We start from the raw sequence: 13,078 nt of genomic DNA, 5'->3' as shown, positions 1-13,078 counted from the left end.
TCAGAACATGAACGTCGTCTTGACCGCGACGATCACGTTGTCGTCTGAAAGCGTGGCCGGCGGATTGGGAATGCGCGGCGTGTCGAATGTCTGATAGGTGCCGTCGACGTAATGGACCTCGAGTTTGAACAGCACGTGGTCGTTGAGATCGTAGCGAGCGCTGACGGCGAGGTCGCGCTGGTCCGGTGATCTTCCCGGGTTGGGTGCCGAGTTCTTCAGCGAACCGTAATAGGTGCCCAGTTCGACTTTGGGATGTACACGACAAGCGGCTGACACATACCAGCCGTCCCAACCGAAGTCGCTGACGGCTTCGGCCAAGATGGGTTTGGCCGAGAATTTCACGTCGCCGGTGCTGCGCTGCCATTCCGAGGCGAACACCCAGTTCTTCCAGGTGTATTCCGCAGAGAGGGTGTGCCAGCGGAGCTGGTCGAACCCGAGGTCGAAATCGACCGCCGGGTAGAAGACGAACGGGCCCTTGCCGGTGAAGTCTCTGAATTCGGAATACGAATAGACGAACTTCAAACCATCGACGGGGGTGTTCCAGGTGAGCTGGCCCCCCAAGACGGATTCCATGTCCAGATCGCGCACGCCGGGCGCGACCATACGGCCTTCGTCGTTGACGAACTCGGCCACCCCTTTCTCGGCCGACATCGGAATCCGGCCGGCAAAGAGCTTGTAGTCGAGCGAGCCGCCGCGGATCGGTAGTGAGCCGTAGGCCATGCCGCCGTCGAACGACGCATTGAAATCGCGCAGCACCGGGTTATAGACGGCCATCGGCAGGAACACGAAGGGCCGGAGCGCGTCGAGATCGAGCGCTTCGCCGTAAAGACCCTTGGGATACTTGATCCGGCCGGCGCGCAGCCCGAGGGTGGGATGGAAACTGTAGTCGACGATGGCCCAATCGAGCAGGACCTTGTCCTCGCCAATCTCCCCGAAGCGCTGGGCGAAAGCCTGGGCTCCGATCCGCAGTCGGGCGCCAAGCGTCGTGGAAGCGTTGAACCCAAGTTCACGGAAGTCCCAGGTGCCGCCCTTGTTCGTCGTGGGCAGGTTGTTGTCGGAGCTGTAGAGCCAGCCCTGACTGGCGAAGCCGCCCAACTGGATGTTCTTCCAGGTGATGCTGGCCGCGGCCGTCGCCGCGGTCACAAGCCCGAGAAGGGCGAGAGCGATGACTCGGCCGCCGCGAATGGACAGGTGGATCTTGAGACAGCGAGCAGGCATAAAATCAAAGTGTGAAGATGGGGAGCGGAGCCCTGTGGAAGCGAAGTGGAGGTGTAGAGGATGGAAGAGGAATCAACGCGTGGTGAATCGCGGCCGCCGGCCGGGGTTTCCCCAAGGCACGAAATCGTCGCGCCTGAAGCGGAGCCGTAGTCACAAAGTTGTCACAACAGTCCGAGGGATAGCTCAGACGCATCGGCAGGATTGCGCCTGCACGGCAACGAATCCGCCGCAACGGGAACGCGTCAGTGCTGAGTGCGGAAGGCCAAAAAAAACCCGGTGCACGTCGCAACATGCACCGGGTTCCACCTTATTGTTACCCTGAAAGTGACGCGGTCTGCCGCGCTTCGCCTGCTTGCCGCGACGGGAGCGAGCCCCATCACGTGCCGGCGTGTGCGCCAGGGAAGCGGATCAGAACACGAACGTCGTCTTGAACGCTACGATCACGTTGTCGTCTGAGAGCGTGGCCGGGGGATTGGGAATCCGTGGCGTGTTGAACGTCTGGTACCCACCGTCGACATAATGCGCCTCGAGTTTGAACAGCACGTGGTCGTTGAGATCGTAGCGTGCACTCACGGCAAGATCGTGCTGGTCGTCTGGTCTTGCTTCGACGTTGTTTCCCTTGTTTTTCAGCGACCCGTAGTAGGTGCCAAGCTCGAGCTTGGGGTGCACCCGGCAGGCGGCGGACACATACCAGCCGTCCCAGCCGAAGGGGTCGACGGTGTAGGGCAGCAGCGGTTGGGCCGAGTAGCCCACATGCCCGGTGGCACGCTGCCACTCCGAGGCGAACACCCAGTTTTTCCAGGTGTATTCCGCGGAGACCGTGTGCCAGCGGAGCCGGTCGAGCCCCAAGACAAAGTCGACCGCCGGATAGTACACGAAGGGGCCAGCGCCGACGAATTCTCTGAATTCAGAATACGAGTAGACGAACTTCAAGCCGTCGACCGGGGGAGTCCATGTGAGCTGGCCACCCAGGACGGAATCCATCTCCAGATCGCGCACGCCGGGGGCCACGATGAAACCCTCGTTGTTGACGAACTCAGCGACCCCCTTTTCGGGCGACATCGGAATCCGGCCGGCAAAGAGCTTGTAGTCGAGCGAACCGCCGCGCACCGGCACCGAGCCGTAAACCATGCCGCCGTCGAACGACGCGTTGAAATCGCGCAGCACGGGGTTGTAGACGGCCATGGGCAAAAACACGAACGGCCGGAGCGCGTCGAGGTCGAGCGCCTCGCCGTAGAGACCCTTGGGATATTTGATCCGGCCGGCCCGCAGTCCGAAGGCCGGGTGGAAACTGTAGTCTACGATGGCCCAATCGAGCAAAACCTTGTCCTCACCGATCTCGCCAAGACTCTGCGCGAAAGCCTGGGCGCCGACCCGGAGCCGCGAGCCGAGCGTCGTGGAGGCATTGAGCCCGATCTCACGGAAGTCCCAGGTGCCACCCTTGTTCGTCGTGGGTAGGTTGTTGTCGGAACTGTAAAGCCAGCCTTGGCTGGCGAAGCCGCCAAACTGGATGTTTTTCCAGGTGACGCTGGCGGCGCAGCTGACCGCGCTGGCCATGGCGAGCGCGGCGAGCGCAACGGTGCGACCGCCAAAGAATGACAGCGGAGGGGAGGGAAGACGACGAGTTAGCATAAGAGGTCGAAAAGGTTGCGTTCCTGGGCGGGTCAGTTGGCGAGGACGGCGAGTCCGGTCGCTGCTGCGGCCTCGGCGATGACCACGGCGCCGGGCGTTTCGGCGGCGACCTTGCAGGCGTCGGTTTCGGTCTCAACGATCTTGGGCGCCGAGCCGCCACCGGTCATGAACAGCCGCCGCCAGTGGTTCTGAAACTGGCTGGTGTTCATTCCGAGGCGCGATTGCAGGAACGTGTCCTGGGCCGCGCTCGCTTTGGCGATGACGATCACCACGCGCGTGTCCGCGATGGTGATGCGTTTGCCGAGGAGCACGGATTTGGCGGCCTCGGCATCAAGGCTTTGTCCGTTCAGACCGGCATGGCCGGCGAGCACAGGGGCGGCGTGAAGCGCGGCACCGGCGATCAAGCCGGCGACGAGCACGAGAATTCGCGGGAGCGATTTTGTCATGGTGTAGGTGCGTTCTCCTTCTCCGGTCAGTCCGGTTCATGTGCGGGCTGACGTAGCATCGAGTGAAATACTCAGTCGCATTAGGTGTATCGACCGCAGGCAACCGATCGTCCTGTCACGAAGTTGTCACATTTCTACGTCAGTCACCGGCACCAGACGCACTGCCGGTGATGCACGGGGAAGAGCACCCACCAAGCGGTTCTTCCTCCCGAAAAAAACGGCCCGGTGCACGTCGCAACATGCACCGGGCCCCACCTTATACCCCAAAGTGAAACGCCGACACGGACCGGCCGCGAGCGGCGGAGTGGCCGCCGCGGCTAGGCGCGTCAGGTATTGCGGAAAAACTTGTCGTGCTCGTGGTCGTTGCTTTCGGCGTTGGACGCCGCCGTGCCGTTGACCTGAGCCGCGTGACGATGCAGCTCCGGCTGGCGCAACGTGACGCCGTTGGTTTTCTTTGCTGCTGGCGGACTCTTGCGCGCGGGAGTCTCCGGCCGAGCGTGGGCGAGAGTGGGAGTCTCCACCGACGTGTGCTGGCGATGGTTGTCCATCAGCGCGTGCAGGCTGTCGACCGCCTGGCTAAGGATCGACGCCTGGTTGTTGAGTTCCTGGGAGGCGGCGGCGGTCTCCTCGGCGTTGCCGGCGTTCTGCTGCGTGATCTCGTCCATCTGCGCGACGGCAGCCGTCACTTGGCCAATGCCTTGGTTCTGTTCGTGCGAGGCCGTGGCGATTTCGCCGACGAGTTGGTCGAGATTGCGGATCTGCTGCTGGATCGTTTCGAAGCTTTTGGAGACTTCGCCGCTGATCTGTGCGCCCTGTTGGCTCTTATTGACGGAGTCCTCAATTTTCGCGGCGGTCTCCTTGGCCGCCGTGGCGGAGCGCTGGGCGAGCGCGCGGACTTCCTCGGCGACGACGGCGAAGCCCATGCCGGCCTCGCCGGCGCGGGCGGCTTCGACGGCGGCGTTGAGCGCGAGGATGTTCGTCTGGAACGCGATCTCGTCGATCGTCTTGATGATTTTGGCGATGTCGTCGGAGGAGGCCTTGATGGCATGCATCGCCGAATTCATCTGCTGCATGTGCTCGGCGCCGGTGTCGGCGGAAACGCGGGCCTGACCGGCGGCTTCCTTGGCCTTCTGGGCGCTCTCGGCGTTGCGCTTGGTCATGCTGTTGAGCTCCTCGAGTGAGGAACTGGTTTCCTCGAGCGAGGCGGCCTGCGTGCTGGAGCCTTCGGCGAGCGACTGGCTGGAGGTGGCGACGAGGGAAGCGTTGTCCTGCACGATGCCGGTGGAGTTGGCGAGGGCGCGGTTCGTCTCCCGCAACCGGCGGGAGATGCCCAGCGTGGCGACGAGCGCGACCGCGAGGCAGACCAGGGTGATCGCGCCCAGTGCGGTCGAGCCTAGCGTGCTGACGCGGTCGGTCTTGGCGATGATCGCGGCCGTGGCGGCGCCGGCGCCCTGCGAGAGCTGGAACAAGTGCTGGCTGACAGCATCGAGGCGCGCCTCGAGATCCTTCTGCGCGGCGCCCACCTGCTGGTCGAGCGTGGCCATCGCCTTCTCGAAGTCGCCGGCGCGCAGCTCGGTCTGGAACTTGCCGGCGGCCTTGCTGTAGGCGGCGACCGCCTGCTCCAAGCTGTCGATGACGGCCTGGCTGTCGGCATCGTCGGCGAGCACCTTGAGCTGCGCCAGGCTCTGGCTGACGGCTTGCGACTCGGCATCGAACGCCGTTTTCTGGGCGTTCATCGCCGCTTCGTCGCGCGCAAGGGCAAACTGCAGGGTGATGCTCTTGAAGTTCAGCGCCGCGTGCTCGAGCTTGGCGAGGGTGACCAGGCCGGGCAGGAACTGGTTCGTCAGCGTATTGGTCTGACGGGTGCCCTGGCGCGTGAAGCTGGACGAGACCAGCGCCAGCGCGGCGACACCGACCGCCACAAGCGCGAAGCAGGTCGTGACGGTCACCATCGTTTGACGGAAACTAAAACTTCGAATCGAGCGAAACGGGTTCATGGGAGGAGGCGGGGGCGCATCGCCCGGGAGTTGGGGATCAGTTGACGAGGACGGCGAGCGAGGTGGCAGGTGGGAGGCGCAGGAAGGTGATTTGCTGGTGAACAGAAAAGTGATTCGGCCAGGGGGCGGCCCTATCGGCTGCGGGCGGCGCGGGCGCAGTCACGAAGTTGCCCATTCCGCGTGCGCGGAAAGAACTGCGACACAGTGCAGCCGCTTGCCTGTGGGCGAGCCCGGCGCCCGATCGTGACGGGAGCCGGGCGGTTGCGGGGTGACAGCTCAGTTGGCGAGGACGGCGAGGCCGGTGGCCGCGGCCGCATCGGCCACGACGACGGCGCCCGGTGTCTCGGCGGCGGCCTTGCAGGCGTCGGCTTCGGTTTCGACGATCTTGGGCGCGGAGCCGCCGCCGGTCATGAACAGCCGGCGCCAGTGGTTCTGAAACTGGCTGGTGTTCATGCCCACGTGTGACTGGAGGAAGGCGTCCTGAGCGGCGCTGGCCTTGGCGATGACGATCACGACGCGGGCGTCGCCGATGGTGACACGCTTGCCGAGGAGGACCGACTTGGCGCCCTCGGCGTCGAGGCTCTGGCCGTTGAGGCCGGAGTGACCGGCCAACACCGGCGCGCCGTGCAGCGCTGAACCCAACGCGACGGCTATCGCGACCGGAAGAATGCGCAGAAGGAATGACTTCATGGGAGTAAGCGGGGGCGGATTAGAACGACAGGGTCATCTTGGCGGCGACCATGGTCCAGGAGTTGTCGCGCTGGACGAACGGCTGCGGGTGGGCCGGCGTGTCGAACAGCTTGCCGGAGCCGTCGAGGTAGTGGCCCTCGAGTTTGAAGATCAGATGCTCATTGAGATCAAACTTGGCGCTGACGGCGTAATCGGTCTGCGAGAGCGGAGGCAGGGAGAGCCCCGCCTGCGCGGGAATTAGCACCGTGGCATCATGTGAATGGCTCACGTAGGCGCCGAGTTCGACGCGGGCATGGACACGGCGGGCTACGGAAACATAATAATAATCACTGTCGAAATCCGCGACGGAGCCCGAGGGCTGGCCGGCCATCAGAATTACGGAGTGGGCGTTTTCCCAGCCCGCCTCGGCGGCGAAGATCCAATCGCCGTAGGTGTATTCGGCGGACAGCAGATGCCGATGATGATTCGAGGTCAGTTTCTGAAGCGGAATGGTCATGCCGCCGTAATAGGCGATGCGATCGACGCCAAAATTCTCGAACGTGCTGTAGGAGTAGCCCACGCGCAGACCGGTCGCCGGCGTGTTCCAGAAGACGCTGCCGCCATAGACGGCGTCCATGCCGATGCTCGTGTTCGGAAACGGCTGGTCGTTGTTGAAGTAGTCGCTGGCGCCCGAGCTCGTCGACATCGGGATGTCGCCATAGAAGAGCCGGTAGTCGACGCTGCCTGCCTGGCGCAGGCTGATGTTGCCGAAGATCATAGCGCCGTTGAACGCGGCGTTGAAGTCGCGCAACCGCGCGTCGTAGACGCTCTGCGGCAGGAGGACGAACGGCCGGACCGAATCGAGATCGAGCGCCTCGTTGTAGAGCCCGCGGGGCATCTTCACGCGACCCGCGCGGAAGCCGAGCCACTGCGCGGGTTGATAATCGATGGTCGCCCAATCGAGCTTGATCCGGTCTTCGCCATACTGGCCGAGCTTCTGGCCAAACGCCTGCGCGCCGATGCGGAACTTGCCCTTCGCCCAGGAGGCGTTGAGGGCATATTCGCGAAAATCAAAGGTCCCATCGCTCGTTTCGCCCAAGTAGTCGTTGGCCGAAGAGAGCAGATATCCTTGGCTCGCAAAACCTCCAAACTGAATGTCCTGCCATGTGACGGCAGCGGAGCTCGTGCCGGCAAAGCCAAGCGCGAATGCGAGAGCAGAGAGCACCCCACGGGTGCTCCGTGAACTAACGAAGCGTAGTTTCATACGGGTAAAGGTGAGTCAGAGCCGGTGGGCGGTGGTGGAACGCCAAACAACCGGAGGAAGCGGAATCGCTACTCGATACAGAATCGACGAGAGCCCGCCGTCGGTGCTGTCACAAAGTTGTCACAAACTTTGTTGCTGGTGTTTGGCGCCAGAAGTGCGGTCGACGCAGACCTCCCCCGCCGAAAAAAATGGCCCGGTGCACGTCGCAACATGCACCGGGCCCCACCTTATACCCCAAAGTGAAACACAGCAACGGGTCGACCACGCGTGGCGGAGTGCCACTGTAGCCGGGTTCGTCAGGTATTGCGGAAAAACTTGTCGTGCTCGTGGCCGTTGCTTTCGGCGTTGGACGCCGCCGTGCCGTTGACCTGAGCCGCGTGACGATGCAGCTCCGGCTGGCGCAACGTGACGCCGTTGGATTTCACGGCTGTCGGCGGAGTCTTGCGCGCGGCTGCGGCGCTGCGGGCAGGAGACTCGGACCGTGCGTAGGCGAGATTTGGAGTCTGCACCGACGTCTGCTGTCGATGATTGCCCATGAGGGCGTGGAGGCTGTCCACGGCTTGGCTGAGGATCGACGCCTGGTTGTTCAGCTCCTGAGAGGCCGCGGCGGTCTCCTCGGCGTTGCCGGCGTTCTGCTGCGTGATCTCGTCCATCTGCGTGACGGCAGCCGTCACCTGGCCAATGCCTTGGTTCTGTTCGTGCGAGGCCGTGGCGATTTCGCCGACGAGTTGGTCGAGATTGCGGATCTGCTGCTGGATCGTTTCGAAGCTTTTGGAGACTTCGCCGCTGATCTGTGCGCCCTGCTGGCTCTTATTGACGGAGTCCTCAATTTTCGCGGCGGTCTCCTTGGCCGCCGTGGCGGAGCGCTGGGCGAGCGCGCGGACTTCCTCGGCGACGACGGCGAAGCCCATGCCGGCCTCGCCGGCGCGGGCGGCTTCGACGGCGGCGTTGAGCGCGAGGATGTTCGTCTGGAACGCGATCTCGTCGATCGTCTTGATGATTTTGGCGATGTCGTCGGAGGAGGCCTTGATGGCATGCATCGCCGAATTCATCTGCTGCATGTGCTCGGCGCCGGTGTCGGCGGAAACGCGGGCCTGACCGGCGGCTTCCTTGGCCTTCTGGGCGCTCTCGGCGTTGCGCTTGGTCATGCTGTTGAGCTCCTCGAGCGAAGAACTGGTTTCCTCGAGCGAGGCGGCCTGCGTGCTGGAGCCTTCGGCGAGCGACTGGCTGGACGTGGCGACCAGTGAGGCGTTGTCCTGCACGATGCCCGTGGAGTTGGCCAGGGCGCGGTTGGTATCCTTGAGCCGACGCGAAATGCCGAGGGTGGCGAGGAGGGCGACCGCGAGGCAGACGAGCGTGATCGCGCCCAGCACGGTCGAGCCGAGCGTGCTGACACGGTCGGTCTTGGCGATGGTCGTCGCCGTGGCGGCTCCGGCGCCCTGCGAGAGCTGGAAGAACCGCTGGCTGACGGCGCTCAACTTGGCTTCGAGCTCCTTCTGAGCCGAACCCACCTGCTGATCGAGCGTGGCCATGGCTTTTTCGAAATCGCCCGCGCGCAGCTCGGTCTGGAATTTCGCCGCCGCGGTGCTGTAGGCCCCGATCGCCTGGTCGAGGCTCTCGATCAGCGTCCCGCTGTCCGCGTCGTTGGCGAGCACCTTGAGCTGGGCCAGGCTCTGGTTGACGGCCTGTGACTCGGAATCGAACGCCGTCTTCTGGGCGTTCATCGCCGCTTCGTCGCGCGCGAGGGCGAACTGGAGCGTGATGCTTTTGAAGTTCAGCGCGGCGTGCTCGAGCTTGGCCAGGGTGACCAGTCCGGGCAGGAACTGATTCGTGAGCGTATTGGTTTGCCGGGTGCCTTGGCGGGTGAAGCTGGCGGAGACCACCGCGAGCAGGGCGACACCGACCGCCACGAGCGCGAAGCACGTCGTGACGGTCACCATCGTTTGACGGAAACTAAAACTTCGAATCGAACGGAACAGGTTCATGGGGGGTGGAGGCGCGAGGCCCGGAGGTTGGGAGGATCAGTTTGCGAGGACGGCCAGGCCGGCGGCCGCGGCCGAATCGGCCACGACGACGGCGCCCGGCGTCTCGGCGGCGGTCTTGCAGGCTTCGGCTTCGGTCTCGACGATCTTCGGGGCCGAACCGCCACCGGTCATGAACAGCCGGCGCCAGTGGTTCTGGAACTGGCTCGTGTTCATACCCACGTGCGATTGCAGGAAGGCGTCCTGCGCGGCGCTGGCCTTGGCGATGACGATGACCACGCGCGCGTTGCCGATGGTGACGCGTTTGCCGAGGAGGACGGATTTGGCGGCTTCGGCGTCAAGATTTTGGCCGTTCAGGCCAGAGTGGCCGGCGAGCACGGGGGCGGCATGGGCGGCCGCCGCAAGCGCCAACGCACCGGCAGCCACGAAGAGAGTATGCAACAAGCGTTTCATGGTAGGCGAGGCGTTGAGGTCAGAAGGAGAACGTCGCTTTGGCGGCGAGGAGGAACCAGGACTCGTCCCGCTTCGCGAGCGGCTGCGGCCACGAGGGCGTGTCGAAGATCTTGCCTGCGCCGTCGAGGTAGTGTCCCTCGACCTTCACGAGCCAGCGCTCGTTGATATCGTATTTGGCGCTGATGGCGAAGTCGTGCTGGATCAGATCCGGGAAGATCAACCCGTCCACGATGTTCACGCTCGTCTGCTGTTCTTTCGTGTAGCTGTAGTAGGCGCCGATCTCGAGCCGGTCGTTGATCCGGCGCGTGGCGGAGAGATAGCCGTAGATATTGTCGACCGCGAGGATGCCGGTCGGTACCTCGGCCGGGATGCCGATGAGGAAGTCAGCTTCCTCCTGGCCGATTTCCGCGGCAAAGGTCCAGTCGCCCGTGGCATACTCTGCGGAGAGCAGATGCCGGTCGTAGCGATCGGTGTTACGATACATGATGAACTGGATGAGCCCGTAGGGCGGGATATCCATCGTGAGGAACCGATCGGCGCCAAAATCCTGGAACGCGCTGTAGGAGTAGCCGACGCGCAGGCCGGACTTGGGGGTGTTCCAGAAAAGGCTGCCCCCGTAAACGGCGTCCATGCCGATCTTCACGTTCGGATACGGCACGTCGTTGTTGAAGTAGTCGTTGGCGCCCGAATCGGTGGACATCGGGATGTCGCCGTAGAACGCCTTGTAGTCCAGGCTGCCAAACCGGCGCAAGTTGATGTTGCCGTAGATCATCCCGCCGTTGATGGCCGAGTTGAAGTCACGCAACCGCGCGTCGTAGACGCTCTGCGGCAGAAGGACGAAGGGGCGAACGGAGTCGACGTCGAGCGCCTCGTTGTAGAGACCGCGGGGCATTTTCACGCGACCGGCGCGGATGCCGAACCATTGCGTGGCTTGGTAGTCGACGATGGCCCAGTCGAGAACGATCTTGTCGTCGCCGTAATTGCCGAGTCGCTGGCCGAAGCCCTGGGCGCCGACGCGGAACTTGCCCTTGGACCAGGAGGCGTTCAGCGCGTACTCGCGGAAATCGAACGTGCCTCCGCTGGTGTCACCCAGGTAATCGTTGTTGCCGGTGTTGACCAGGAAACCCTGGCTGGCGAAGCCGCCAAACTGGATATTCTTCCAGGTGACGGCAGCGAGGCTCGTGTTGGTGGTGCTGAGGCCGAGAACAAAAAGCACGGCAAGCGTGCGGCATGTAGTCAGGTGTCGTGCGTTCATACTGAGTAGAGGTGGATGGATTCCGGCCGACGATGCGCGGAGGGCGCACCGTGCAACCGGGTATTTCACAATCAGGCTCGCGCGGTGTATCGAACCATCGGCGACGTGCATGAAGTCACGAAGTTGTCACAAATTTCCCGTCAATCGCTGGCGCTAGCCGCGGTGGAAAGCGGGCTGCCGGGAGAAGCGCATCGCCACGCGGAATTGGAGGCCCGGCGCTTGTCGCAGCGTGCAGTGAAAACGACGGTGCGATGCAATTTCATGAGCGCCGCGGTGGCGCACATGGCAGGACGGGCGCGGATGGGCGGAAGCCCAGGCTGGCTTCCGTATGTACCGTTCGGATTCTCCATCTGTCTGCAGCGAGCCGGCGCCTGGTCGCACCGTGGCATGATCGCGGCGGTAGGCTAACGCGTTGGCTCGTGAATCGCGTGGAGAGACGGCGAGATGTGACACTCGGTGTATTCGAGCTGATAGCCCACGCCGGGCACGCTCTTGATCCAGTGTGGCTCGTGGCCGGTATCCCCGATCTTTCGGCGCAACCGCCAGACGTGGGTGTCCACGGATCGACTGGCCGGTGGGTTCACATTGCCCCAGATGGCGCGGAGCAACCTTTCACGCGAAACGGCCCGGCCGCGGGCGTGCACCAGCAGGTCCAGGAAGGCGCACTCGATCCGGGAGAGCCGGCTTTGGCCACGCGGATCGATGGTGGTCATCCGCCGCAGGTCGACGACCACTGGTCCGAAGCGCACCCAAGCAGTCAGCGGAAGAGGACCGGTGCTGCGGCGAAGCAGGGCCTGCACACGCGCCAGCAACTCGGCGGGATGAAACGGTTGCCCGAGACAATCGTCGGCGCCGTGCTGTAGTCCCTGGATCCGGTCTGCGGTGGAATGGGTGGGGGACACCAGCAGGATGGGCGTCCTGATCCCGCACCGCCGCAGCTGGCCAAGCCAGGAGTCCCGCCCGCGGAAGGTGGCGGGAATTTCGCTGACGATCAGGCTGGGGCGCACACCGAGCACCGGATGAAACGGATCGGCGGCCAGCGGCAGATGGAATACAAGATAGCCGTTCTCCACGAGCAGTCCGGCGAGCGACTCGGGCCTGGGCGCTCGGTCGGAGACGAGCAGAATCCGTGGGCGCGGAGCGCGGTTGGTACCGGCAGGGCCGGCGGCGGGGACGGACAAAGGAACCGAAAGGACTGGAAGCCGTGGGCGCACGTGTCGGAAGCCTCCGCCAATCGGCCCGATCGGGCCGCGTCGCTGTCAAGAAGCTGTCACAAATTCGGCGCGCGCAGATGCACCTCCAGAAGGTGCAAACCGGGTGAACGGGTCCGGCCGTGAGCCTACTCAGCGCCTGGCTAGACGCTCGACGGTGCCGCTGGCTCGCTGCAATCGAGCTGATAGCCGACGCCGGGCACGTTTTTGATCCAGCGTGGTTCCTCACCCGTGTCCCCGATCTTTTTGCGCAGCCGCCACACGTGCGTGTCGAGGGTGCGCGTTTCGGGCAAATAGGTGTAGCCCCACACGAGATCGAACAGCCGCTCGCGACTGACCGGCGTGCCCGCGTAGCGCGCAAGCAGATCGAGGATCGCGCACTCCGTGCGCGACAGCCGGGTGGTGCGGCCCTTGCAGACCGCCGTTCGTTTGTCCAAAGCCACTTCGACGTCGCCGAACTGCAGCCGCTGGATCGGCGTTTCCGTCGCTGCTTGGCGGCGGAGCAACGCGCGAATCCGCGCCAGAAGTTCCTCCTGGTTGAAGGGCTTCGTCAGATAATCGTCCGCGCCCAACGAGAGCCCGTTCACGCGATCATCCACGTGGCTGCGACTCGAGACGATCAGCACGGGCGTGAGATTGCCGGATTCGCGCAACCGGCTCAGGACGGCGAGCCCGCCGACGCGCGGCATTTCGATGTCGAGCACGACGAGCGCCGGTTTCTCCCGCACGATCCGCTCCATCGCCTGTTCCCCGTCGGCCGCTTCCAGCACGCGGTAGCCTTGGCGCACCAGGCAGGAGCCGACCACGGCGCGGACCATGGGATCATCGTCAACGATCAGAATGCGTTCGAGGGTATTCACAATGCGATACGACGCCCGCGTGGACTGCACGCGCTTGAAGAACAAGCGGCGGAATGAGTCGCGATCAGGTGGTGATCCGAGCAGACAGCGT

General features: G+C 63.9%; 12 protein-coding genes. 1 reads left to right on the top strand and 11 read right to left on the bottom strand.

The window, feature by feature from the left end; all coding sequences use genetic code 11:
* From OTER_RS03105 to OTER_RS03065, 9 genes are all read right to left on the bottom strand, one after another.
* Positions 1–1,218, bottom strand: a complete 1,218-nt coding sequence (locus tag OTER_RS03105) for a porin (protein ID WP_012373445.1) — start codon at positions 1,216–1,218, stop codon at positions 1–3.
* A 408-nt stretch (positions 1,219–1,626) separates the two neighbouring features.
* The gene (locus OTER_RS03100) at positions 1,627–2,850 is read right to left on the bottom strand and encodes a porin (RefSeq protein ID WP_012373444.1); all 1,224 of its coding nucleotides are present in this window, start codon (positions 2,848–2,850) and stop codon (positions 1,627–1,629) included.
* A gap of 32 nt (positions 2,851–2,882) precedes the next feature.
* Positions 2,883–3,269, bottom strand: a complete 387-nt coding sequence (locus OTER_RS03095) for a hypothetical protein (protein ID WP_237702432.1) — start codon at positions 3,267–3,269, stop codon at positions 2,883–2,885.
* Between the two features lie 353 nt (positions 3,270–3,622).
* Positions 3,623–5,293 (bottom strand): methyl-accepting chemotaxis protein, encoded by a 1,671-nt coding sequence (locus OTER_RS03090; protein ID WP_052300281.1) that lies wholly within the window; start codon positions 5,291–5,293, stop codon positions 3,623–3,625.
* Positions 5,294–5,569: 276 nt separating this feature from the next.
* The gene (locus OTER_RS03085) at positions 5,570–5,983 is read right to left on the bottom strand and encodes a hypothetical protein (protein ID WP_012373441.1); all 414 of its coding nucleotides are present in this window, start codon (positions 5,981–5,983) and stop codon (positions 5,570–5,572) included.
* Between the two features lie 19 nt (positions 5,984–6,002).
* Positions 6,003–7,226 carry a hypothetical protein gene (locus tag OTER_RS03080; RefSeq protein WP_012373440.1) on the bottom strand — a complete coding sequence of 408 codons (1,224 nt, stop codon included), beginning with the start codon at positions 7,224–7,226 and terminating at the stop codon, positions 6,003–6,005.
* Between the two features lie 296 nt (positions 7,227–7,522).
* The gene (locus OTER_RS23575; RefSeq protein WP_012373439.1) at positions 7,523–9,166 is read right to left on the bottom strand and encodes a methyl-accepting chemotaxis protein; all 1,644 of its coding nucleotides are present in this window, start codon (positions 9,164–9,166) and stop codon (positions 7,523–7,525) included.
* An 81-nt stretch (positions 9,167–9,247) separates the two neighbouring features.
* Positions 9,248–9,661: a hypothetical protein gene (locus OTER_RS03070; RefSeq protein ID WP_012373438.1), complete on the bottom strand. Its 414-nt coding sequence runs from the start codon at positions 9,659–9,661 to the stop codon at positions 9,248–9,250.
* Between the two features lie 19 nt (positions 9,662–9,680).
* Entirely contained in the window at positions 9,681–10,877 is a 1,197-nt protein-coding gene (locus tag OTER_RS03065; RefSeq protein WP_202796017.1) for a hypothetical protein, read from the bottom strand.
* 123 nt (positions 10,878–11,000) lie between these two features.
* On the opposite strand from OTER_RS03065, the gene OTER_RS03060 reads away from it, so the two are divergent.
* The gene (locus OTER_RS03060; protein ID WP_148217988.1) at positions 11,001–11,324 is read left to right on the top strand and encodes a hypothetical protein; all 324 of its coding nucleotides are present in this window, start codon (positions 11,001–11,003) and stop codon (positions 11,322–11,324) included.
* Here the strand turns inward: OTER_RS03060 and OTER_RS03055 are convergent.
* Both OTER_RS03055 and OTER_RS03050 read right to left on the bottom strand, forming a co-directional pair.
* Positions 11,321–12,097, bottom strand: coding sequence for a response regulator transcription factor (locus OTER_RS03055; RefSeq protein WP_148217987.1), 777 nt, complete (start codon positions 12,095–12,097; stop codon positions 11,321–11,323). The two genes, OTER_RS03060 and OTER_RS03055, sit on opposite strands and share 4 nt — an antisense overlap.
* A 173-nt stretch (positions 12,098–12,270) precedes the next feature.
* Entirely contained in the window at positions 12,271–12,987 is a 717-nt protein-coding gene (locus tag OTER_RS03050) for a response regulator transcription factor (RefSeq protein ID WP_148217986.1), read from the bottom strand.
* Between the last annotated feature and the right edge of the window lie 91 nt (positions 12,988–13,078).

Source organism: Opitutus terrae PB90-1 (assembly GCF_000019965.1).
Taxonomy (GTDB): Bacteria; Verrucomicrobiota; Verrucomicrobiia; order Opitutales; family Opitutaceae; genus Opitutus; species Opitutus terrae.
This window is presented reverse-complemented; position numbering and strand designations above follow the sequence as displayed.

What these genes read in the sequence shown, in the direction of transcription:
- OTER_RS03105 (WP_012373445.1), bottom strand. Translation starts at nt 1,218, where the DNA reads ATGCCTGCTCGCTGTCTCAAGATCCACCTGTCCATTCGCGGCGGCCGA.
- OTER_RS03100 (WP_012373444.1), bottom strand. Translation starts at nt 2,850, where the DNA reads ATGCTAACTCGTCGTCTTCCCTCCCCTCCGCTGTCATTCTTTGGCGGT.
- OTER_RS03090 (WP_052300281.1), bottom strand. Translation starts at nt 5,293, where the DNA reads ATGAACCCGTTTCGCTCGATTCGAAGTTTTAGTTTCCGTCAAACGATG.
- OTER_RS03085 (WP_012373441.1), bottom strand. Translation starts at nt 5,983, where the DNA reads ATGAAGTCATTCCTTCTGCGCATTCTTCCGGTCGCGATAGCCGTCGCG.
- OTER_RS03080 (WP_012373440.1), bottom strand. Translation starts at nt 7,226, where the DNA reads ATGAAACTACGCTTCGTTAGTTCACGGAGCACCCGTGGGGTGCTCTCT.
- OTER_RS23575 (WP_012373439.1), bottom strand. Translation starts at nt 9,166, where the DNA reads ATGGTGACCGTCACGACGTGCTTCGCGCTCGTGGCGGTCGGTGTCGCC.
- OTER_RS03070 (WP_012373438.1), bottom strand. Translation starts at nt 9,661, where the DNA reads ATGAAACGCTTGTTGCATACTCTCTTCGTGGCTGCCGGTGCGTTGGCG.